Origin of the sequence: Streptomyces sp. NPDC048258 (assembly GCF_043201995.1) — a bacterium.
Lineage (GTDB): Bacteria > Actinomycetota > Actinomycetes > Streptomycetales > Streptomycetaceae > Streptomyces.
The window spans coordinates 472692-495006 of the sequence record NZ_JBICZH010000001.1; the positions used below are offsets into that span (position 1 = coordinate 472692).

Below are 22315 nucleotides of genomic sequence, written 5' to 3' on the forward strand. Positions count from 1 at the left end.
CCGTCAGGCCCCCTCGGCCTTGATCAGCGAGGCAAGCGGAACGGAAGGGTCCGCCAGTGCGTCGCGGTCCACGGGCGCCTTCGACCTGATCAGAGCCTGGATGTGCTCGGTGACATCCCACACATTGACGTTCATACCGGCCAGCACCCGGCCGTCGGAGAGCCAGAAGGCGATGAACTCCCGCTTGCCCGCGTCCCCGCGGATCAGCACCTGGTCGTAGCCGCCCGGCGGCGCGTACCCCGAGTACTCCAGGCCGACGTCGTACTGGTCGGAGAAGAAGTACGGCACCCGGTCGTAACTGACCTCCTGCCCCAGCATCGCCCGCGCGGCGGCCGGACCGCCGTTGAGCGCGTTGGCCCAGTGCTCGACCCGCAGCCGGGTCCCGAGGATCGGGTGGTGGGCGGCCGCCACGTCCCCGACCGCGAAGACGTCCGGGTCCGACGTGCGCAGGGACGCGTCCACGGCGATCCCGCCGCCGTGCTGCCGGTCCACCAGGGCCAGCCCGGAGGTCTCGGCGAGCGCCGTCCGCGGCGCGGCCCCGATCGCGGCGAGCACCGCGTGCGCCGGGTGCTCCTCCCCGTCGTCCGTACGGGCGGCCAGCACCATGCCGTCGTGGCCCACGATCTCGGTCAGCCTGGCCCCGAAGTGGAAGCGCACCCCGTGCTCGGCGTGCAGGTCCCCGAAGAGCCGGCCGATCTCCGGGCCGAGCACCGCGTACAGCGGCGTGGCCTCCGGCTCGACCACGGTGACCTCCGCGCCGTACCCGCGGGCCGCGGCGGCGACCTCCAGGCCGATCCAGCCCGCGCCCGCGATCAGCAGGTGGCCGTTGTCCCGGCCCAGGGTGGCCAGGACGTTCCGCAGCCGCTCGGCGTGCGCGAGGCGCCGCAGGTGGTGCACCCCGGCCAGGCCCGTGCCCGGGATGTCCAGGCGGCGCGGTTCCGCGCCGGTGGCCAGCAGCACCTTGTCGTAGTGCAGCGCCGTGCCGTCGCCGAGGACCACCTTCTTGGCGTCCCGGTCCAGGTGGACCGCGGGCTGGCCGAGGTGCAGCTCGATGTCGGAGGCCGCGTACCAGGACGGCTCGTGGACGAAGACGCTGTCGCGGTCGTCCTTGCCCATCAGGTACCCCTTCGACAGCGGGGGCCGTTCGTAGGGATGGTCGCGCTCGTCGCCGATCAGGATCACCCGCCCCGTGAACCCCTCGGACCGCAGCGTTTCGGCCGCTTTTGCCCCGGCCAGCCCCGCGCCGACGATGACGAATGTCCGGTGTGCGTCGACCACCTGATGCCTCCTCATAACCTCTCCGCCACATGCGACCACATGCGAGCGTCCCGCACCGAGCCTGCCGCGTGAAGGGGGAGTGGCCCGATCAGCTCACCCTTCGGCGCGTCGGGTGCGCCGGGTGAGGCGTGCGTGCAGGGAGCGGGCGGCCGCGTCCGTAAGACACGCGATCTGGTCGACGACCGCCCGTTTCCTGGCCCTGTCGTCCGGCGCGGCGTCGAAGATGGCCCGGAACTGCGGGTCCAGGCCCTCGGGCGCGCGGGCGCTGAGCGCCTCCGCGAGTTCGGCCAGGACGATGCGCTGATCGGCCCGGATCCGTTCCTGCTCGTCGCGCTGCATGACGTACAGATCGGCGACCGCCTTCAGGACCGCGCACTCGTTGCGCGCCTCGCGGGGGACCACCAGTTCGGCGCCGTACCGGGTCAGGCGGCCGGAGCCGTACGCCTCGCGGGTGGCGCCCTCGGCGGCCAGGCAGAAGCGGCCGATGAGCTGGCTGGTCGCGTCCTTCAGGCGGGCCTGGGCGACGGCCGAGCCGTCGTACCCGTGCGGCCACCACTCCTGCTCCATCAGCCGGTCGAGCGCGTCCCGCAGCTCCTCCGGCTCGGTGTCGGCGGGCACGTAGCGGCCGATGGCGACCCGCCAGATCGCGGTGCGCTCGGGCTCGGAGAACAGCAGGTTGGGGTCGAGGTGGCCCGCGTGCAGTCCGTCCTCGAAGTCGTGGACCGAGTACGCGACGTCGTCCGCCCAGTCCATGACCTGGGCCTCGAAGCACTTGCGGTCGGCGGGCGCGCCGCGGCGCAGCCACTCGAAGACCGGCAGGTCGTCCTCGTACGCGCCGAACTTGACCGAGCCAGGGTCGGTGGGGTGGTCCCCGCGCGCCCAGGGGTACTTGGTCGCGGCGTCCAGGCAGGCCCGGGTGAGGTTGAGGCCGACGCTGACGAGCTCGCCGCTCGCCGGATCGGGAACGAACCGCTTGGGCTCCAGGCGGGTCAGCAGGCGCAGCGACTGGGCGTTGCCCTCGAACCCGCCGCAGTCCTTGGCGAACTCGTTGAGCGCCTCCTCGCCGTTGTGGCCGAAAGGCGGGTGGCCCATGTCGTGGGAGAGGCAGGCGGCCTCGACCAGGTCGGGGTCGCAGCCGAGCGCGGCGCCGAGTTCCCGGCCGACCTGGGCGCACTCCAGGGAGTGGGTGAGGCGGGTGCGTGGGCTCGCGTCCCAGTCGTACGAGCGGGTGCCGGGGGTGACCACCTGGGTCTTGCCGGCGAGGCGGCGCAGGGCGGCGGAGTGCAGTACGCGGGCGCGGTCGCGCTGGAAGGCGGTCCGGCCGGGCCGTTTGTCGGGCTCGGCGGCCCAGCGCTCGGTGTCGGCCGCGTCGTAGAGGGCGTAGAGGTCGTCTGCGGGGGCGTGCGTGGTGCCTTCCATGAATTGACGGTAACCGGAACCTCTGACAAACCGGGATCAGGCGGAGACGAGTTCCGGCCGTGAGACGCCGCGGGGCAGGAGCAGGGCCTGGTCGTAGCGGTGCAGCAGCAGCCGGGCGAGGGCCGGGTGGTCGCCCAGCGGGGCCGCGGCGAGGGCGGGCGCCGCCGCGGCGGTCTGCGCGGCGAACCGGCCGGGAGCGGCGAAGTACGAGGCCACGGCTATCCGGCGGTGGCCTCGGGCGGCCAGCACCCGGACCGCGTCGGGCGCGCTCGGCCCGGCGGCGGAGGCGTAGGCCGGGACCACCGCGACGCCGCCGAGGCGTTCGGCGAGCAGGTCGGCGGTGCGGCGGGTGTCGAGCGCCGAGTCGGGGTCGCGGGAACCGGCGGCGGCGAGCACGACGGCGTCGCCGGGGGTCCAGCCGGCCTCCAGGAGCCGTTCGTAGAGGGCCTCCACGAGCAGCGGATGCGGGCCCAGCGGCCGGGCGAAGGCGACCCGCAGGTGCGGGGCGCGGGCGGCCGCCGCGGGAAGGTCGCGCTTGACGTGGTACCCGCGGCCGAGGAGCAGCGGGACGAGCACCGCCTCGCCGCGCAGCTCCCGCAGGACGTCGTCGAGCGGAGGATCGCTCAGCTCGATGTGGCCGAGCCGGACGTCGAGGCGGGGCCGGAGTTCGCGGACGCGGTCGAGGAGCGCGCGGGCGGTGTGCGCGGCACGGGGGTCGCGGCTGCCGTGCGCGACGGCGACGAGGGTGGGCTGCATGGGCGGACTCCGGGTCGGCGCAAGGTGCTGAGCTGCGTGCCCAGCTGGACGGTGATGAGGCTGAGCAGCTCGGCCGCGCTGTCGAAGGGGAGGGGCGGGGTGTCGGGAGGGTGCACCGGCTCCGTCATGAACCGATCCTGCGCGCCGCACGTTGCCGCTGCGTTGCGCCGGGGTGACGGGTGTTTTCCGGTTGCTCACCCGCCCGCTCGGTCATTCGTGCGGGTGAATGGCGGGGAGGGCGGAACTGGAGGGCGGGGCCCGCTCGTCAATCCGTGCGAACGATGTGTGGAACGTGTGGTGCAAGGGGGGCGATCATGAAGGTCACGGAGCGGGTGCGGTCGGCGGCGGCGTCGGTGTCGGCGTCGGTGTCGGCGTCTGTGTCGGTGCCGGCGGGGTGGCGGCCGAGGCTGCCGCGCGGGGTGCGGGCGCGGCAGCGGGCCGTGCAGGTGGTGATGGCGGGCTGCGTGTTGGCGCTGCTGCCCTCGGCGTGGACGCATGCGGCGGCCGCGGACCGGCTGCGGAGCACGGCCGACGCGCCCGCCGCCGAGGTGGCCGTGGTGTTCGGGGCGGGCCTTTGGAACGGGCAGCCCACGCCCTATCTGGCCAGACGGCTCGATGCGGCCGCCGAGCTGTACCGCGCGGGGAAGGTCAAGGTCGTGCTGGTCACCGGGGACAACAGCCGCCGGGAGTACGACGAGCCCGACGCGATGCGCGCGTATCTGGCCAAGCACGGGGTTCCGGACGGGCAGATCGTCAGCGACTTCGCCGGCTTCGACACGTGGGACTCGTGCGTGAGGGCCAAGGAGATATTCGGGGTCGAGCGGGCTGTGCTGATCAGCCAGGGCTTCCACATACGCAGGGCCGTCGCCCTGTGCCAGGCGGCGGGCCTGGAGTCATACGGCGTCGGCGTGGACGACGAGCACGACTCCACCTGGTACTACGGCGGGACCCGCGAGGTGTTCGCGGCCGGCAAGGCGGCGCTGGACGCGGCCTTCAAGCCCGCGCCGCACTTCCTGGGGCCGAAGGAGCAGGGGGTGTCGCGGGCCCTGGGCGCTCTGGCAGACTGACGCGGCGTCGGCTTATGACTATTAGTCATATACCGGTCTGTCCGTCCGAGGATCAGAGGTGTGGAACCGTGGCTGTTGTGGATCTGAGCGGCAAGGTCGTCGTCATCACCGGTGGAGCCCGAGGCCTGGGCGCTGCGACGGCGCGGGCCGTCGTGGACGGCGGCGGCCAGGTCCTGATCACCGACGTGCTGGAGGCGGAGGGCGCGGAGACGGCCGCGCGGCTCGGCGGCTCGGCGCGCTTCCTCAGGCACGACGTGACCAGCGAGGCCGACTGGCAGGCGGCGCTGGAGTACGCCGTCGCCGAGTACGGCCGTGTCGACGGCCTGGTGAACAACGCCGGCATAGCCACCGGCCAGTTCCTGGAGCACGAGAGCGTCGAGCACTTCCGGCAGGTCGTGGAGATCAACCTGGTCGGTGTGTTCATCGGCATCAAGACCGCGATCCCGCTGCTGCGGGCGAACGGCGGCGGCTCCATCGTCAACATCTCCTCGGCCGCCGGCCTGACCGGGCTCGCGCTCACCGCCGGGTACGGAGCCTCGAAGTGGGGCGTGCGCGGCCTGTCGAAGATCGGCGCGGTCGAGCTCGCCGAGGCGAAGATCCGCGTCAACTCGGTGCACCCCGGCATGACGCTGACCCCGATGACCGCCCCCGTCGGCATCCAGGCGGGCGAGGGCAACTACCCCGGTACCCCGATGGGCCGCGTCGGCGTCCCCGAGGAGATCGCCGCCGCGGTCACGTTCCTGCTGTCGGACGCCGCCGGGTACATGACGGGCGCCGAACTCGCGGTCGACGGCGGCTGGACCGCGGGCCTCACGGTGAAGCACCTGACGGGCCGGTGATCCCGGTCGGGCCATGGAACAGGACGCCGCACCCCCCCCGTACGGGACGTCTTCCCCGACCTGACGGCCGAGCTCGCGCGCCTGCTGGAGGAGGAGGGCGAGCGCGATCTCGCCATCCGCGCGTACGACCTGCGCCTGGTCGGGCCGTGCGGCTACGGGGACGACTTCTGCCGGAGCGTCCGTACCGGCGCCCACACACCGGGCACTCCCTACGGCCCCGGCCGCCGCAATGCGCTCCTCCTTCCGCGGTCCTTCCGGAGCGGGGCATGCTGATCCTCGACGTCGTCGACGGCCGGATCGAGTACGTCGAGATCTTCGACCGCCCCCGATGCGCCGGGCCTCACCACGGCCGCCGGAGGGCGCTGAGGCAGAGCACCCCGGGCTGTAACGCGGGGCGGCGGCCGGCGTAACACCGCCGACGCACGCTGGCGTGCATGCACACCTCGGACTCCGTCACCGCCACGCACTGCCCGTACTGCGCGCTGCAGTGCGGCATGAACCTCCGCCCCGCACCGGGCGGTGCCGGCGGCGTGGGCGTGACGGTGGAGGAGCGGCCGGACTTCCCCGTCAACCGGGGCGCGCTGTGCGGCAAGGGCCGCACCGCCCCCGCCGTGCTCTCCTCCCGGGTGCGCCTGACCGGGCCGCTCGTCCGCACCCACGCCGGGCGGCTCGAACCGGCCACCTGGGAGGAGGCCCTCGACGCCGTCGCCGAGGGCCTCGCCCGCACGGGCCGCGCCCACGGCCCGGACGCGGTCGGCGTCTTCGGCGGCGGCGGGCTCACCAACGAGAAGGCGTACGCGCTCGGCAAGTTCGCCCGCGTCGCCCTGCGCACCTCGCAGATCGACTACAACGGCCGCTTCTGCATGTCCTCGGCCGCCGCCGCGCACCAGCGGGCCTTCGGGCTCGACCGGGGCCTGCCCTTCCCGCTGGAGGACATCCCCCGCACCGGCTGCGTGATCCTCGTCGGCTCCAACCTGGCCGAGACCATGCCGCCCGCCCTGCGCTACCTCACCGAGCTCAAGGCCAACGGCGGCACGTTGATCGTCATCGACCCCCGCCGCACCCGCACCGCCGAACAGGCCGACCTGCACCTGGCCCCGCGCCCCGGCACCGACCTCGCGCTCGCCCTCGGCATGCTGCACCTCGTGGTGGCGGAAGGGCGCACGGACGAGGAGTTCATCACCGGCCGCACCGCCGGCTGGGAGGAGGCCCGGGCCGCCGCGATGGCCCACTGGCCCGAGCTGGTGGAACGCATCACCGGCGTCCCCGTGCCCAAGCTCCGCGAGGCCGTCGCCATGTTCTGCGCTCCCTCCTCCGCGATGGTCCTCACCGCCCGCGGCCCCGAGCAGCAGTCCAAGGGCACCGACACCGTAGGCGCCTGGATCAACCTGTGCCTGGCCACCGGCCGGGCCGGCCGCCCCCTCTCCGGCTACGGCTGCCTCACCGGCCAGGGCAACGGCCAGGGCGGCCGCGAGCACGGCCAGAAGGCCGACCAGCTCCCCGGCTACCGGAAGCTGACCGACCCGGCGGCCCGGGCGCACGTGGCCGGGGTCTGGGGCGTCGACCCCGCCGACCTCCCCGGCCCGGGCCGCAGCGCGTACGAACTGCTCGACGCCCTCGGCACGGACGTCCGGGCCCTGCTCCTGATGGGCTCCAACCCGGTGGTGTCGGCCCCGCACGCCTCCCGCATCGAGGACCGCATCCGCTCCCTGGACTTCCTCGCCGTGGCCGACGTGGTCCTCTCCGAGACCGCCGCCCTCGCCGACGTGGTCCTCCCGGTCACCCAGTGGGCGGAGGAGACCGGCACCACCACCAACCTGGAGGGCCGCGTCCTGCTCCGGCGCCGGGCCCTGACCCCGCCGCCGGGAGTCCGCACCGACCTGGAGGTCCTGCACGGCCTCGCCGGCCGCCTCGGCATCGAGAAGGGCTTCCCCACCGCCCCCGAGGAGGTCTTCGACGAACTGCGCCGCGCCTCGGCCGGCGGCCCGGCGGACTACTCGGGCATCACCTACGCCCGCATCGAAGCCGAACAGGGCGTCTTCTGGCCCTGCCCGGAGGAGAGCCCGGGCACGCCCCGCCTCTTCCTGGACCGCTTCGCCACCGAGGACGGCCGGGCCCGCTTCGTCCCCGTCACCCACCGGGACGCCGCCGAGGTCCCCGACGCCGACTACCCGCTGCTGCTCACCACCGGGCGCGTGGTCGCCCAGTACCAGTCCGGCGCCCAGACCCGCCGCGTCGCGGAGCTCAACGAAGCCGCCCCCGGCCCGTTCGTGGAACTCCACCCCCGCCTCGCCGCCCGCATCGGCGCCGTCGACGGCAGCCCCCTGGCGGTGGTCTCCCGCCGCGGCCGCGCCGTGGCCCCGGCCCGCATCACCGACGCCATCCGCGCGGACACCGTCTTCATGCCGTTCCACTGGCCGGGCGAGGGCCGCGCCAACACCCTGACCAACCCGGCGCTCGACCCGATCTCCCGGATGCCGGAGTTCAAGGTCTGCGCGGTCCGCGTCGAACCGGCCCCCCGGGCGCCCGGCTCCGAAGACCATGTCCTGCCGGATTCCTCCCCGCCGGCGCGTTGACCTGAGCCCCGGCAGGCCGTCTTCTTCCGGATGGCCCAGGAAGCGGATCGGACATGAGTCCGATCCGCTTCGGCGTTCCCGCCGGGGGGTAACCATCCGGTCACGCACCGGACGCAGAAAGTGTTCGCACGCCCCTCGTGGCAGCGGTGTGTCGTACCCCACACTGAAGTGCGGTGCCCCCGTCCTCGGAGCCCTGGAGGTCGCCCCCGTGCAGACCCGGATCCTGACCGTGACCGTGAACGTGAGCGAGTCCTCGGAACCCGCAGAGGCCGAAACCGTGGACGAAGAGCCCGAAGAGCCCGAGGTACTTGAGCTGATCGAGCCGGTGCCCGCACCGCGCAAACGGGCCGCGGCGGACTCCGCGGCGGGTCCGTCCGCCGATCTCTTCCGGCAGTACCTGCGCGAGATAGGCAGGATCCCGCTGCTCACCGCCGCCGAGGAGGTGGACCTCGCGCGGCGCGTCGAAGCCGGACTGTTCGCCGAGGAGAAACTCGGCAGCACCCCCGACCTCGACTCCCAGCTCGCCCTGGACCTCGACAAGCTCGTCGTCATGGGGCGCATGGCCAAACGCCGGCTGATCGAGTCGAACCTGCGGCTCGTCGTCTCCGTCGCGAAGAGGTACGTGGGCCGCGGGCTCACCATGCTCGACCTCGTGCAGGAGGGGAACCTCGGGCTCATCCGGGCCGTTGAGAAGTTCGACTACGCCCGCGGGTACAAGTTCTCCACCTACGCCACCTGGTGGATCCGGCAGGCGATGTCCCGGGCCCTCGCCGACCAGGCCCGGACCATCCGCGTCCCCGTCCATGTCGTCGAGCTGATCAACCGCGTCGTGCGCGTACAGCGCCGCATGCTCCAGGAGCGCGGGTACGAGCCCACCGCCGAAGAGGTCGCAGCCCACCTGGAGTTGACCCCCGAGCGGGTCCTGGAGGTGCTCCGCCTCGCCCAGGAGCCGGTCTCCCTGCACGCCCCGGTCGGCGAGGAGGACGACGTCGCGCTCGGCGACCTGATCGAGGACGGCGACGCCGCCTCCCCCGTGGAGTCCGCCGCGTTCTTCCTGCTGCGCGAGCACCTGGAAGCCGTCCTGTCGACCCTCGGCGAGCGCGAGCGGAAGGTCGTCCAGCTGCGGTACGGGCTCGCCGACGGGCGCCCGCGCACCCTGGAGGAGATCGGCCGGATCTTCGGCGTGACGCGCGAGCGGATCCGCCAGATCGAGTCCAAGACCCTCAACAAGCTGCGCGACCACGCCTTCGCCGACCAGCTCCGCGGCTACCTGGACTGATCCGGAAGGACCGAGGCGGAAACGGGAAAGGGGGCGCCCCGCAGGGCGCCCCCGATCCCCGATCCACCGTCAGTCCTAGTCGACCTCGACGACCGCCTGCGCGAACTGCGCCGCGTACAGCCGCGCGTACGCGCCGCCCGACGCCAGCAGCTCCTCGTGCGTGCCCTGTTCCACGAGCGAGCCGCTCTCCATCACCAGGATCACGTCCGCGTCGCGGATCGTGGACAGCCGGTGCGCGATCACGAAGGACGTACGGCCGTGCGCCAGGCGCGCCATCGCCTTCTGGATCAGCACCTCGGTACGGGTGTCGACCGAGCTCGTCGCCTCGTCGAGGACCAGGATCACCGGGTCCGACAGGAACGCCCGGGCGATGGTGATCAGCTGCTTCTCGCCGGCGCTGACGCCCGCGCCCTCGTCGTCCAGTACGGTGTCGTAGCCGTCCGGCAGGGTGCGGATGAAGCGGTCCGCGTGGGCCGCCCGCGCCGCCTCCTCGATCTCGGCGCGCGTGACCTCGCGCGAGGCACCGTAGGCGATGTTCTCCGCGATGGTGCCGCCGAACAGCCAGGTGTCCTGCAGCACCATGCCGATGCCGCCGCGCAGTTCCTCGCGCGTCATCTTCGCGATGTCCACGCCGTCCAGGGCGATCTCGCCGCCCGTGACCTCGTAGAACCGCATCAGCAGATTCACGAGCGTCGTCTTGCCGGCGCCCGTCGGGCCGACGATCGCGACCGTCTGGCCCGGCTCGACCGACAGCGAGAGGTTCTCGATCAGCGGCTTGTCCCGCTCGTAGCGGAAGGCCACCTTGTCGAGCGTGACCTGGCCGCGCAGCTCCTCCGGACGCTCCGGAACCTCGACGTCGGGCTCCTGCTCCTCCGCGTCGAGCAGCTCGTAGACCCGCTCCGCCGAGGCGACACCTGACTGCACGAGGTTCGCCATCGAGGCGACCTGCGTGAGCGGCATCGAGAACTGCCGCGAGTACTGGATGAAGGCCTGCACATCACCGATCGACAGGGTGCCCGAGGCGACCCGGAGCCCGCCGACGACCGCTATCAGCACGTAGTTGATGTTCGAGATGAACAGCATCACCGGCTGCATGATGCCGCTGACCAGCTGCGCCTTGAACGAGGCCCGGTACAGCGCCTCGTTCTGCTCGGCGAAGACGGCCGCGGACTCCTTCTGCCGCCCGAAGACCTTGACCAGCGTGTGGCCCGAGTACATCTCCTCGATGTGGGCGTTGAGCGCGCCGGTCGACTTCCACTGCGCCACGAACTGCGGCTGCGACTTCTTGCCGATCTTCGCCGCGACGAAGACCGAGACCGGTACGGTCACCAGCGCGACCAGCGCCAGCAGCGGCGAGATCCAGAACATCATCGCGAGCACGCCGACGATGGTCAGCAGCGAGTTCAGCAGCTGGCCCATCGTCTGCTGCAGGGTCTGGCCGATGTTGTCGATGTCGTTGGTGGCCCGGCTCAGTACCTCACCGCGCTTCTGCTGGTCGAAGTACGACAGCGGCAGCCGCGACAGCTTCGCCTGGAGCTCCTCGCGCATCCGGTAGACGGTGCCGTTCATCACGTGGTTCGACAGCCTCGTGGCGACCAGCATCAGCAGGCCGGCGAGGACGAACACCACCAGCGCCCAGATGGCGACGACCCCGACGGCGCCGAAGTCGATGCCCTTGCCGGGGGTGAAGTCGGTGCCGGACAGCATGTCCGCCATGCCGCCCTGGCCCCTGTCGCGCAGCCCGTCCAGCGCCTGCTGCTTGGTGAGCCCGTCCGGCATCTGCCGGCCGACGATCCCCGCGAACACCAGGTCGGTGGCCTGGCCGAGGATCTTCGGGCCGACGACCGCGCAGCCGACGCTGCCGACGACGGCCGCGACCATGCCCGACAGCTTGGCCCGGTCCTGCGCGAGCTGCCCCAGCAGCCGCTTCCCCGAGCCCTTGAAATCCATGGACCGCTGGGCCGGCCCCGCCATCATCCGTCCTCCGGGCCCGCTCATGCGGCCTCCGCCTCCGTCAGCTGGGAGAGCACGATCTCCCGGTAGGTCTCGTTGCCGGCCATCAGCTCGTGGTGGCGCCCCTCGCCCACCACCTGGCCCTCGTCCAGGACGATGATCCGGTCGGCGTCGCGGATCGTGGACACCCGCTGGGCGACGATCACCACGGTCGCGTCCTCGGTCTCGCGGGCGAGCGCCGCGCGCAGCGCCGCGTCCGTCGCGTAGTCCAGGGCCGAGAAGGAGTCGTCGAAGAGATAGATCTCCGGGCGCTGCACCAGGGTGCGGGCGATGGCCAGACGCTGGCGCTGGCCGCCGGAGACATTGGTGCCGCCCTGGGTGATGGGGGCCTCCAGGCCGCCCTCCAGCTCGGACACGAAGTCCTTGGCCTGGGCCACTTCCAGGGCCCGCCACAGTTCTTCGTCGCTCGCGTCCGGGCGCCCGTAGCGCAGGTTGGAGGCGACGGTTCCGGAGAAGAGGTACGGCTTCTGCGGGACCATGCCGACCGTCCTGGCGAGCAGTTCCGGTTCGAGCCGGCGTACGTCCTCGCCGTCGACCAGCACCTCGCCGCCGGTCGCGTCGAACAGCCGCGGGACCAGGCCCAGCAGCGTGGACTTGCCGCTTCCGGTGGAGCCGATCACCGCCGTGGTCTCGCCGGGACGGGCCACCAGGTCCACCCCGCGGAGCACCGGGGCCTCGGCGCCCGGGTAGCGGAAGTCGGCGCCGCGCAGTTCGAGGCGCCCGCGCCGGGCGAGCTCGCGCACCGGGTCGGTGGGCGGGACTACGCTGGAACGGGTGTCCAGGACCTCCTGGACGCGCTCGGCGCACACCTCGGCGCGCGGCACCATCATGAACATGAAGGTGGCCATCATCACGGCCATGACGATCTGCAGCAGGTAGGCGAGGAAGGCCGTCAGCTGGCCGATCTCCATGCCGCCGCTGTCCACGCGCATCGCGCCGAACCAGATGACGGCGACGCTGGAGATGTTCACGACCACGATGACCGTGGGGAACATCAGGGCGAGGAGCTTGCCGGCGGCCAGCGACACCCCGGTGAGGTCCTCGTTGGCCTCCCGGAAACGATCCTTCTCGTACGTGTCGCGGACGAAGGCCCGGATCACCCGGTTGCCGGTGATCTGCTCGCGCAGCACCCGGTTCACGGTGTCCAGGCGCGCCTGCATCAGGCGGAACAGCGGCCGCGTCTTGAGGACGATGGCGCCGACCGACAGACCGAGCACGGGAACGACGGCGAGCAGCACGCCCGACAGCTTCACGTCGAGCGACAGCGCCATGACGATCCCGCCGACGCACATGATCGGCGCCGAGACCATCAGCGTGAAGGTCATCAGCACCAGCATCTGGATCTGCTGGACGTCGTTCGTCGAACGGGTGATCAGGGACGGGGCGCCGAACTGGCCGAGCTCCCGCGCGGAGAAGCTCTGCACGCGGTCGAAGACGGCGGCGCGCACGTCCCGCCCGAAGGCCGCCGCCGTACGGGCGCCGTAGTAGACGGCCCCGACGTTGCAGACGAGCTGGACGAGCGAGACACCGAGCATCAGCGCGCCGAAGCGCAGGATGTAGCCGGTGTCGCCGTTGACGACACCGTTGTCGATGATGTCGGCGTTGAGGGTGGGCAGATAGAGGCTGGCGCTGGTCTGCAGCAGCTGCAGCAGGACCAGCAGGGCGATGGGTTTCCGGTACGGACCCAGATGGGTCCGCAGAAGTCGTATGAGCACGCGCAGGCTCCGGTCGGCAAGATCGAGGGGGTTCACCCCATCTTCGGCCAACCGGCGGCCCGATCCCCAGCGCTTTTCGCAAAGGCCGGTCAAAAGGAGTAGGCCGTCCTGCGACCAGGGACCCAGCCGTCGTCCGCGGAATACCGGCTGCGGAGTCCTGGCCGGAGAGTCCTAGAACGCGCCGGGGTGGATCTGCTCCCTCGTCGCGATGTACTGCTGGCGCACCGCCTGCCAGGCCGGGAACTCCTCGCCCGGCTCGAAGACCTGCGCCGCCGGGGCCGGCCACACCGGCGGGGTGTGCGGGGCCAGCGTGCCCTGCGCCACCCCGAGCGCCCACGCCGCCTGGCGCGCCGCGCCCAGCGCCGCGTAGTCGGCGGGCGCCGGTACGACGACCTGCGTGCCGAACAGTCCGGGGGCCGCGGCCTGTACGGCCGGCAGCTCGGCCGCCGCGCCCAGCAGGAACACCCGGCGGATCTCGACCCCGCGCGAGCGCAGCACGTCGAGGGCGTCCACCAGCCCGCACAGCATGCCCTCGAAAGCGGCCCGGGCCAGGTGCTCCGGCTTCATCGAGTCCCGGCGCAGCCCGGACAGGGTCCCGGCGGTGTGCGGCAGGTTCGGCGTCCGCTCACCCTCCAGATACGGCAGGAGCACGAGGCCGTGCGCGCCCGGCGTCGACTTCAGGGCGAGCTCGGACAGCCCCTCCAGGTCGGTGCCCAGCAGCTCGGCGGTGCCGCGCAGCGCCCGTACGGCGTTGGAGGTGTTCACCACAGGCAGGTGCATGCCACTGGCGTCGGCCAGGGAAGTGATCAGACCACCCGGCTCCGACAGCGCCTCGTGGTGCACCGCCATCACCGAACCGGAGGCGCCCAGCGAGACCACCGCGTCGCCGGGGCCGAGCCCCAGCCCGAGCGCGGCGGCCATCGTCTCGCCGGTGCCGGCCGATATGAGCAGCCCCTCGGGCGTGGTCCCGGCGGCGTCGGCCGGGCCGAGCACCTCGGGCAGCAGCGCCTGGTGCCCGAGCGCCAGCTCGACCAGGTCGGGACGCCAGGAACCGGTGGCCGCCGACCAGTACCCGGTACCGGAGGCGCCGCCGCGGTCGGTGGTCCGCCGGACCGGCCGGCCCAGCAGCTGCCAGACCAGCCAGTCGTGCGGGGACATCACCACGGCCACCCGGCGGGCGGCCTCGGGCTCGGTGCGGGCCAGCCAGGCCAGCTTCGCCAGGGGCTGAGCGGCGTGCGGGACCGAGCCCACCGCCTCGGCCCACGCCTGCCGGCCGCCCAGACTGTCGACGAGGTCGGCGGCGGCGACCTGCCCGCGCTTGTCGTTGCCGACCAGGGCCGGGCGGACCAGCCCGCCCTGCGCGTCCAGCGGCAGCAGCCCGTGCTGCTGGGCGGAGACCCCGATGGCCTGGACCCCTTCGAGGAGCCCGCCGCCGGCCGCCTCGCCGAGCGAGAGCAGCCAGGCCTGCGGATCGGTCTCGTGGGGATGCGCGCCGTCGGGTTCCCCGGTGGGCTGTGGATGGGGTGCGTACCCCTGGCGCAGCACGGCACCCGTTTCGGTGTCGCAGACGACTATGCGAGTGAAGGCGGAAGAGCTGTCCAGCCCGGCGACTATCCCCATGCGGAGAATTCTGCCGCACGCCGGGCCGGACTCCTCCGCTCCGGAGCCCCCGGAATCCCACGGGTCCCGGGAACCTCGGATGCCTCAGGTGTTGCTGGTGCCCCAGTCGTCCTCGACGCCGCCGGACCGGTCGCGCAGTCCCCGTACCCGCCCGACCAGGGAAGCCGGAACGGCGTCGCCGACCTTCTCGCTCACCACGGCGTAGGCCTTGCCCGCGTACACGCGCCCGGTGTGCCCGGCGGTCTCGGCGGCGTTGCGCACGGCGGGGTTCTGCGCGAACTCCCGCGCGGACTTCTTCATGGACTCGTAACGCTCGCGCCCGGCCCGGGTTCCGAGCACGTACCCGAGGGCCAGTCCGACCACGAACGTGACCTTGTACCGCATGCCTGCCACCCTTCGTCGTGTGGTGCCCGGCCTGCTGTCGATACCGATTGGCGGAGCACCCCCCTGCTTGCGCTAATCTATGACTCGCAGCGGGCGCTCGCCCCCCGGCAAGGCCGGAGGTGGGCTGTTCGATGCACCGCAGCAATCCCCTGTAGCTCAATTGGCAGAGCAGCCGGCTGTTAACCGGCAGGTTACTGGTTCGAGTCCAGTCGGGGGAGCTCGGTCCCCTGTAGCTCAATTGGCAGAGCATTCGGCTGTTAACCGGAGGGTTGCTGGTTCGAGTCCAGCCGGGGGAGCAAGGAGAAGAGGGCCCACATGGGTCCTCTTCTTTTTTGCCCTCTCAGGGAACCGGGCAGCCCGCAGTGCGGTCTCTCTGAACAGGCGAAGCCGATCATGCGAGGCATCCGAGGCAGGAGATCGTATGAGCGGCTATGCTGCGGCAGACGGCGCGCACACATGTACGCGCCACGCCGTGAAGGGGCGGTAGCTCAGCCGGTTAGAGCAGCGGACTCATAATCCGTCGGCCGTGGGTTCGAGTCCCACCCGCCCCACTGCGAGCCGCAGGTGCAGAAACGATTGCACCTGCGGCTTTGACGTTTCCGGGGGGATTTCGGTGCCCGGCTAGAAGTTCTCCGTTTCGTCCGCGAGGTAACGCAGTACGTCCGTCAGGTCCTGGCGGCGGGCGAAGGCCTCGCGTTGGCGGTGGGCGCCCGAGCCGTCGCGGAGGAGGGCGCCCAGCGTCTTGGCTGCGTGGTCGAGGTCGCCGGCGGCGACCAGGGCCGGGGCGACCAGGTCCAGCAGGGCCTCCGCGAGGTCGGCCGCCGGGAGTTCGGCTCCCGTGTACGGGTCGAGGCCGAAGCCCTCCAGGCCGTCGTGGGCCGCCCGCCAGCGCGCCAGGCGCAGTACGTCGTCCCGCAGGGCCGGTTCGGGCCGCCGCTCCGCGATCTCCCGTAGGGCCGTGGCGACCAGGGCGCGGACCAGCTCGGCCTGGAGGATGGCCGTGTCGATGTCCGGGGACATGTCCGGCGCCCTCATCTCGAGCGTCGGCCAGTGCCCCGACGGGCGGAGGTCCCAGTAGACCATCTTGGTGTCCAGGGCCGCCCCGGAGCCGAGCAGGGTCTGCACCGAGAGCCGGAAGTGGGCCGTGGACGTGAAGTGCGGGGGCAGTCCCGCCGAGGGCCAGCCCGACCAGGCCATCGCCCGCCAGCTGGCGTGGCCGGTGTCACGGCCGCCCCAGAACGGCGAGTTGGCGGCCAGCGCGATCAGTGTCGGCAGCCACGGTCTGACCCGGTTGGACACCGCCACGGCGGTGTCCACGTCGAGCGTGCCGATGTGGATGTGGCGGCCGCAGCTCACGAGGGTGTCGGTGAGCGAGCCGAAGCGGCGGTGCTGCTCGCGCTGGCGCGGCTCGTCGTCGGTCAGGTGCAACGGCCCCTCCACGGCCACGACCGGCGAGGGTGCGGCCAGCAGGCGGCAGCCGTGGGCGCGGGCCGCCCGCCCGAGGGTGCGCCGCAGGGTGGCGAGCTCCTCGCGCAGCGAGGTCGCCGAGTGCGCGATCGGGGTGGAGATCTCCACCTGGTAGCGGGTGCCCTCGGGGTGTATCTCGCCCGGTACCCCGCCGGCCGTGGCGAGGACGAGCGGGGCGGCGGGCACCACCCGGAACGTGCGGGCGTCGACGAGGAGGAACTCCTCCTCGACACCGACGGTGAGGGGAACGGTGGGGCGCACCGTGTTCTGCGCGGTGCCGGTGCTCGTGGTGCTGTTGCCAGGTTCGATCACTACGCCTCCCTGGACATACGAGTCTTTTCATCATGAGCCGAACGCGAGGCGGGGAGCGTACGGCGATTCGGTCAAATGTCCGGTGATAGTGGCGAGTTAGCGGCAAGCGGTGGCCCGGTGTGGGGCCCGGGATCCGGGTGGGGCGACTGTTGCCGTTGTGTGCGTGCGGCAAAAAATGACCAGGGCCGTCGACCGGCCCCTGGTTATCATCCGCTGTGACCCGTACCGCCGCGCCCGACCGCCCTCAGCGGCGGATATTCGCCGACCTCACGCCGCTCCGTACGTCCCTGGACTACCGGCGGCTGTGGATCGGCGGCACCATTTCCTGGCTCGGCCAGGCGATGACCGCCCTCGCGATCTCGCTCCAGGTCTACGACATCACCGGGTCCAGCTTCTCCGTCGGCCTCGTCGGACTCTTCTCACTCGTCCCGCTCGTCACCTTCGGGCTCTACGGCGGAGCCATCGCCGACACCGTGGACCGGCGCAAGCTCGGCCTCTACAGCTCCCTCGGCGCCGCCGGGCTGTCGGCCGCGCTCGCGGCGGCCGCACTGCTCGGCTACCACCGGGTCTGGTTCCTGTACGCCGTCGTCGCGCTCCAGGCGGTGTGCGGGGCGCTCTCCGGACCGGCCAGGTCCGCCATGATCCCGCGGCTGCTGCCGTCCGAGCAGCTGCCCGCCGCCAACGCGCTGAACTCCGTGACCATGACCTCCGGGGCGATGGCCGGCCCGATGCTGGGCGGGCTGATCGTCGGCTGGTGGGGGTACCAGGCGGCGTACCTGATCGATGTCGTGACCTTCACCGCCGCCCTCTACACGATGTGGCGGCTGCCGTCGATGAAGCCCGACCGCGCCGAGGGGACGCGGGGGAGGGCCTCCGTCGTCGACGGTCTGCGCTTCCTCGGGACCCGGCCCAACATCCGGATGACCTTCTTCACCGACCTGTCCGCCATGGTGCTGGCGCAGCCGAAGGCACTGTTCCCGGCCATCGCCGTGCTCTGGTACGGCGGCGACGCGAAGACCGTCGGCCTGCTCGTGGCCGCGCCCGCTCTCGGGGCGCTGCTGGGCGGGCTGTTCTCCGGCTGGCAGGGCCGCATCCGCCGGCACGGGCTGGCCATCCTCGTGGCCGTCGCCGCGTGGGGCCTGGCGATCGCGGTCTTCGGGCTCACCCGGAACCTGTGGCTCGGTCTGTTCTTCCTGGCCCTGGCCGGGTGCGCGGACACCATCTCCATGGTGTTCCGCACCACCATGCTCCAGGCCGCCACCCCCGACGACATGCGCGGCCGCCTCCAGGGCGTCTTCATCGTGGTCGTCGCGGGCGGGCCCCGGCTCGGGGACTTCTTCGCCGGGACCGTCGCGGACCTGACCTCCCCGGCCGTGGCGATCACGGGCGGGGGCCTCGCCTGTGTGCTGGTGCTGGGCCTGCTCGCGCTCCGCTGGCGGGCGTTCGCCCGCTACGACGCCCGGTCGCCGCAGGCCTGAGCCACCCGCCGGGATCTCACGCGTCGACCGGTTCGCGGGTGCGGTCGCCGCCCGCGGTACCGGTGTTGGTGGTGCCGGCCGGCTCGAACAGCAGGATCTGCGCCTCCTCGTCCGCCGCCGGGCAGTGCTCCACCCCGCGCGGGACGACGTACATCTCGCCGGGGCCGAGGACGACGTCCCCGTCGCGCAGGCGGATCGTCAGCGTGCCGCCGACCACCAGGAAGAGCTCGTCGGTGTCCTCGTGGGTGTGCCATACGAACTCGCCCTGGAGCCTGGCGAGCTTGACCTCGTAGTCGTTGACGCGGGCGATCCGTCGGGGGGCCCACTGCTCGGTGAATCCGGCCAGCTTCTCGGCGATGTTGACCTTCTGTGTCGTCATGCGGACAGCCTGCGGGAGGCAGCGCGGGCGGTCTTGTACGTTCCTGACATGGCCGCGATACGTCCGCGCAGCACCGTCTCCGCCTGGCAGCCGTCGGTGCCGGGCATCGCCGAGGTCTTCCACGCCCGTTTCACCGAGCACGCGTATCCGGCCCACGTGCACGACACCTGGGCGCTGATGATCCTGGACGGCGGGCGGGTCGACTTCGGGCTGGACCGTGAGCGGCACGGCGTCGGAGTCGACGAGGCGGTGGTGCTGCTGCCGCCGGGGGTGGTCCACGACGGGCGGACCGTGACCGAGGCGGGTTTCCGCAAGCGCGTGTTGTACCTGGACACCTCCGTGCTGCCGGAGCGGCTGACCGGAGCCGCCGTCGACACCCCGCTGCTGGCCGACCCCGCGCTGCGCGAGCGCGTGCACGGGCTGCATCTGGCGCTCGGGGAGCGGGACCCCCTCGAAGCCCAGTCGCGGCTGGCCTTCGTACGGGAGCGGCTGCACCGATGGCTGGCGGGGCGCGAGGCGCCGGCGGGCGGGGCGGCGGGCGCGGAGGCCGCCGTACGGCTTCGTGAACTGCTCGACGCGCGGGTCGTCGAGGGGATCACCCTGGAGGAGGCCTCGGCGGAGCTGGGGTACATCCATCCCACACAGCTGATCCGGAGCTTCCGGACGGCTTACGGGCTGCCGCCGCACGCCTATCTCACGGGGCGGCGGGTGGCGGTGGCGCGGCGGCTGCTGCTGGCGGGGGCGCGGCCGGCCGAGGCGGCCACGGCGGCGGGCTTCTACGACCAGGCGCACCTGACCCGCCACTTCGGGCGCCACGTCGGGACCAGCCCGGGGCGCTACGCCCGGTCGGGCCGGGCCGCCGGCTGAGCGGGTGCGTGCGGGTCCGGTGCCGGGGCGCCGCCCCGGCACCGCCTCAGTCGCCGACGTGGCCGGATGCGGCGGCGGAGGCGGGTGGGGCGGGGGGAACGATGCCGCGGGCGACGCCCAGGGCCACCAGGTCCTGGGGGCGGATGCGGAGTTGGTCCGCCGTGGCGGGGGCGGCCGTCGGGGGGCGCTTGAGGATGGCCGCCGCCAGCTCCGGGGCGATGACAGAGAAATAACTGTCCGGGGTGACCCAGGTGTTCCCCGGCGCGGCCAGGGCGAGGGCGCCGCCCGAGCCGCCCTCGCCGATCAGCAGGGTGGTGACGGGGACGGTGGCCGCGGCCAGCGCCGCGAAGGTGTCCGCGATGGCCGCGCCCGCGCCCTCGTGTTCGGCGGCGGCGTCGTTGGCCGCGCCCGGGGTGTCCACCAGGGTGAGCACGGGGATGCCGAGCCGGTCCGCGAGGCGCAGGACGCGGGCGGCCGTACGGTATCCCGCCGGGCGGGTGGCGGTGCCGCACTGGGCGGCGTACGCCACGGCCCGGTCCTCCCGCAGCCCGAATCCGCACAGCATCCCGGGGTCGGTGCCGCCCGCCCGGTCCCCGGAGAGCGGGAGGCGGAGGGTGAAGTACGCGTCCAGGTACGCCGCGGCGCGCGGGCGGTCCGGATGACGCGCCTGCCGGACCGCGTCCCAGCCGGTCGCGGGGGGCGGTACTTCCCCAGCTACCGCTGGGAGGTGCCCCCAGGCCAGCGCGGCCGGGGGCTCGACGGGACCGTCCGCGCGGGGCGCGGTCAGGACGCGGAGCCAGTCGGACAAGGCCCCGGGGAGCTCGGCCGGGGGAACCACGGCGTCCACGTGCCCGGCTGCGTACTGGCCCTCGGCGCAGTACGCCGCCGGGTCCGCGTCCGCGGGCCGCACGCGGGAACCGGCGAAGCCGACCTGGGCTCCGGGGAGCGCGAGGACGACGTCGGCCCCGGCGCCGAGGGTGGCCCAGCCGCCGCCGGTGGTCGGATCGCGCAGGACGGCGATCTGGGGCAGCCCGGCGGCCCGGGTCAGCACGCACTGGCGGGCCACGCGCTGGAGCTGGGTCAGCGCGAGCATCCCCTCCTGCATGCGGGAACCGCCGGTGGCGATCAGGGAGACGAGGGGGAGGCGGTGCTCGCGAGCGTGGCTGTACGCGGCTTCGAGCCGGTCTCCGGTGCGCTCGCCCAGCGAACCGCCGAGGAAGCCGAACTCGAAGGAGATCACGGCGGCTTCGCGGCCGCCGATGCGGGCGGTGCCGGTGACGACGGACTCCTGCTCGCCGGTCCGCTGCGCGGCGCGGGCGCGGGAGTCGTCGTAGCCGGTCCAGGCCAGGGGGCCGTCGGCCGGTGACTCCCGTCGGGGGGCGGGGAGTTCGGTGAAGCTGCCGGGGTCGGCCACGGAGGCGATGGCCGCGCGGGCCGAGAGGCGGGTCGTCGTCACGGGCTCACCCTAGGGGGTGTCTTGCCGGTCATGCCGGGCTCGCGGTGTCCGGCACCGCGCCTCGCCGCGTTCTCGTCGGTCGCCGACGTCCCCCAGCTACCGCTGGGAGGTGCCCCCACCGCGTCGACTCTCCCCCAGACTCCGTCCGGGGGGACCCCCATCCTCCGCCTTGCGATCCACGGCACCAGACACCGCTCCCTGATCCGGCCCGACCGACAAGACACCCCCTGGCGCTGTTCACGGGAGGGGAAGGACGATCTTGATCGCATAGGCGGCGACGAGGCCGTAGCCGAGGCGGAAGGTCCACGCGCGGGCGGTGTCGGAGATCCTGCTCCCGGCGAGTGCGCCGAGTGCGACGAGGGACTGCTGCCAGAGGAGCGAGGCGGCGCCGACGCCGAGGAGGAAGGCGGCTCCGGCCGGGCCGGTGCGGAGGGTGGCGCCCTGCGCGGTGGTGAGGGCGCCGAAGTAGAGGGCGGTGGTGGGGTTGAGGGCGGTGAGGCCGACGTACCGGGCGAAGGCCTTGACCGGGCGGGGCGCGAGGTCGGCTCCGCCTGCGGGCCGGAGGTCGGCCCCGGCTCCGGACCCGGGGCTCCGCCCCGGACCCCGGGCCTCAAGCGCCGGCGGGGCTGGAAAATCGGGGTTCCGCCCCGGACCCCGGGCCTCAAGCGCCGGCGGGGCTGGAGTGGTGGGGCTCGGCCCTGGGTCCCGCGCCTCAAGCGTCGGCGGGGCTGGAGTGGTGGGGCTCGGCCCTGGGTCCCGGGCCTCAAGCGTCGGCGGGGCTGGAGTGGTGGGGCTCGGCCCTGGGTCCCGCGCTTCAAGCGTCGGCGGGGCTGGAGTGGTGGGGCTCGGCCCTGGGTCCCGCGCCTCAAGCGTCGGCGGGGCTGGAGTGGTGGGGCTCGGCCCTGGGTCCCGCGCTTCAAACGCCGGCGGGGCTGGAGTGGTGGGGCTCCGCCCCGGATCCCCCGCCAAAAACGCCGACGGGGCCGGAGGGTGTGGCTCGGTCGGGAGGGGCGGCCGGGCAGGGTCGTGCGGCGGGGCCGGATCATGCGGCGGGGATGGGGGAGCGGGGTGGCGGAGGGGCTTGGTGAGGCCTCGGGCGGCGATGGTCAGGAGGATCACTGCCGAGGTCAGGCGGACCCAGGCTTCGATCGGGGAGATGTGGGAGGCCACCCACGGGCCCAGCGCGGTGGCCACCGCGGCGTAGCCGAGGTCGACCGCCGCGATACCCGCGGCCGCCGCCACCGCCGCCCGGCGGTGGCGCATCGCCTCCTGGAGCAGCAGCACGCTCATCGCGCCCATCGGCATCGCCACGCCCAGGCCGGCGACCGCACCCGCCAGCGCCGGAGTCATCAGTTCGCTCATGGGGGGAGGGTCCGGCCCGCGGGCCGCCGGACGGGCACCGATATCGGC

Annotated in this window: 18 protein-coding genes and 3 tRNA genes; 10 read left to right on the top strand and 11 right to left on the bottom strand. The window is 73.0% G+C overall.

The features are described from left to right. Positions 1-3: 3 nt before the first annotated feature. From ACGFYQ_RS02250 to ACGFYQ_RS02260, 3 genes are all read right to left on the bottom strand, one after another. A complete protein-coding gene (locus ACGFYQ_RS02250; RefSeq protein ID WP_393738997.1) occupies positions 4-1278 on the bottom strand; it encodes an NAD(P)/FAD-dependent oxidoreductase in 1275 nt (424 codons plus the stop codon). A gap of 93 nt (positions 1279-1371) precedes the next feature. Beyond that, positions 1372-2697, bottom strand: a complete 1326-nt coding sequence (locus ACGFYQ_RS02255) for a deoxyguanosinetriphosphate triphosphohydrolase (RefSeq protein WP_393738999.1) — start codon at positions 2695-2697, stop codon at positions 1372-1374. A 36-nt stretch (positions 2698-2733) separates the two neighbouring features. Beyond that, a complete protein-coding gene (locus tag ACGFYQ_RS02260) occupies positions 2734-3453 on the bottom strand; it encodes a sirohydrochlorin chelatase (protein WP_393739001.1) in 720 nt (239 codons plus the stop codon). Between the two features lie 452 nt (positions 3454-3905). Here ACGFYQ_RS02260 and ACGFYQ_RS02265 point away from each other — a divergent pair, with 452 nt between their 5' ends. The 5 genes from ACGFYQ_RS02265 to ACGFYQ_RS02285 all read left to right on the top strand — a co-directional run bounded on the left by ACGFYQ_RS02265 (position 3906) and on the right by ACGFYQ_RS02285 (position 9214). Continuing rightward, on the top strand, positions 3906-4520 hold the full coding sequence (locus ACGFYQ_RS02265; RefSeq protein ID WP_393739703.1) for a vancomycin high temperature exclusion protein: 615 nt from the start codon (positions 3906-3908) through the stop codon (positions 4518-4520). Positions 4521-4534: 14 nt separating this feature from the next. Then, positions 4535-5359: a glucose 1-dehydrogenase gene (locus ACGFYQ_RS02270; protein WP_393739003.1), complete on the top strand. Its 825-nt coding sequence runs from the start codon at positions 4535-4537 to the stop codon at positions 5357-5359. Between the two features lie 266 nt (positions 5360-5625). Further along, positions 5626-5769 (top strand): hypothetical protein, encoded by a 144-nt coding sequence (locus tag ACGFYQ_RS02275; RefSeq protein WP_393739005.1) that lies wholly within the window; start codon positions 5626-5628, stop codon positions 5767-5769. 24 nt (positions 5770-5793) lie between these two features. Continuing rightward, positions 5794-7935 (top strand): molybdopterin oxidoreductase family protein, encoded by a 2142-nt coding sequence (locus ACGFYQ_RS02280; RefSeq protein WP_393739007.1) that lies wholly within the window; start codon positions 5794-5796, stop codon positions 7933-7935. Between the two features lie 148 nt (positions 7936-8083). Then, a complete protein-coding gene (locus ACGFYQ_RS02285; RefSeq protein WP_393739009.1) occupies positions 8084-9214 on the top strand; it encodes an RNA polymerase sigma factor in 1131 nt (376 codons plus the stop codon). 75 nt (positions 9215-9289) lie between these two features. On the opposite strand, the gene ACGFYQ_RS02290 is transcribed toward ACGFYQ_RS02285, so the two are convergent. From ACGFYQ_RS02290 to ACGFYQ_RS02305, 4 genes are all read right to left on the bottom strand, one after another. Continuing rightward, positions 9290-11212, bottom strand: coding sequence for an ABC transporter ATP-binding protein (locus ACGFYQ_RS02290; RefSeq protein ID WP_393739011.1), 1923 nt, complete (start codon positions 11210-11212; stop codon positions 9290-9292). Next, positions 11209-12942, bottom strand: coding sequence for an ABC transporter ATP-binding protein (locus ACGFYQ_RS02295; RefSeq protein ID WP_393739013.1), 1734 nt, complete (start codon positions 12940-12942; stop codon positions 11209-11211). Before ACGFYQ_RS02295 ends, ACGFYQ_RS02290 begins: the two co-directional genes overlap by 4 nt. A 171-nt stretch (positions 12943-13113) precedes the next feature. Then, a complete protein-coding gene (locus ACGFYQ_RS02300; RefSeq protein ID WP_393739015.1) occupies positions 13114-14562 on the bottom strand; it encodes an FGGY family carbohydrate kinase in 1449 nt (482 codons plus the stop codon). 84 nt (positions 14563-14646) lie between these two features. After that, positions 14647-14946: a YtxH domain-containing protein gene (locus ACGFYQ_RS02305; RefSeq protein WP_393739017.1), complete on the bottom strand. Its 300-nt coding sequence runs from the start codon at positions 14944-14946 to the stop codon at positions 14647-14649. A 145-nt stretch (positions 14947-15091) separates the two neighbouring features. Here ACGFYQ_RS02305 and ACGFYQ_RS02310 point away from each other — a divergent pair. The 3 genes from ACGFYQ_RS02310 to ACGFYQ_RS02320 all read left to right on the top strand — a co-directional run bounded on the left by ACGFYQ_RS02310 (position 15092) and on the right by ACGFYQ_RS02320 (position 15497). Then, a tRNA-Asn gene (locus ACGFYQ_RS02310) sits at positions 15092-15164 on the top strand. A gap of 5 nt (positions 15165-15169) precedes the next feature. Next, positions 15170-15242 (top strand) — tRNA-Asn (locus ACGFYQ_RS02315). Between the two features lie 181 nt (positions 15243-15423). Continuing rightward, a tRNA-Ile gene (locus tag ACGFYQ_RS02320) sits at positions 15424-15497 on the top strand. Between the two features lie 70 nt (positions 15498-15567). On the opposite strand, the gene ACGFYQ_RS02325 is transcribed toward ACGFYQ_RS02320, so the two are convergent. Beyond that, complete coding sequence (locus tag ACGFYQ_RS02325; RefSeq protein WP_393739019.1) at positions 15568-16725, bottom strand: glutamate--cysteine ligase; 1158 nt, start codon at positions 16723-16725, stop codon at positions 15568-15570. Positions 16726-16940: 215 nt separating this feature from the next. On the opposite strand from ACGFYQ_RS02325, the gene ACGFYQ_RS02330 reads away from it, so the two are divergent. Continuing rightward, positions 16941-18203 carry an MFS transporter gene (locus ACGFYQ_RS02330; RefSeq protein WP_393739021.1) on the top strand — a complete coding sequence of 421 codons (1263 nt, stop codon included), beginning with the start codon at positions 16941-16943 and terminating at the stop codon, positions 18201-18203. 16 nt (positions 18204-18219) lie between these two features. Here ACGFYQ_RS02330 and ACGFYQ_RS02335 read toward each other — a convergent pair whose 3' ends face one another. Continuing rightward, complete coding sequence (locus ACGFYQ_RS02335) at positions 18220-18582, bottom strand: cupin domain-containing protein (RefSeq protein ID WP_393739023.1); 363 nt, start codon at positions 18580-18582, stop codon at positions 18220-18222. 48 nt (positions 18583-18630) lie between these two features. Between ACGFYQ_RS02335 and ACGFYQ_RS02340 the strand changes: the two genes are divergently transcribed. Further along, complete coding sequence (locus tag ACGFYQ_RS02340) at positions 18631-19449, top strand: helix-turn-helix domain-containing protein (RefSeq protein ID WP_393739025.1); 819 nt, start codon at positions 18631-18633, stop codon at positions 19447-19449. A gap of 46 nt (positions 19450-19495) precedes the next feature. Here ACGFYQ_RS02340 and ACGFYQ_RS02345 read toward each other — a convergent pair whose 3' ends face one another. Then, positions 19496-20905, bottom strand: coding sequence for a carboxyl transferase domain-containing protein (locus ACGFYQ_RS02345; RefSeq protein ID WP_393739027.1), 1410 nt, complete (start codon positions 20903-20905; stop codon positions 19496-19498). Positions 20906-21142: 237 nt separating this feature from the next. After that, positions 21143-22267 carry a hypothetical protein gene (locus ACGFYQ_RS02350; protein WP_393739029.1) on the bottom strand — a complete coding sequence of 375 codons (1125 nt, stop codon included), beginning with the start codon at positions 22265-22267 and terminating at the stop codon, positions 21143-21145. Positions 22268-22315: the final 48 nt, after the last annotated feature.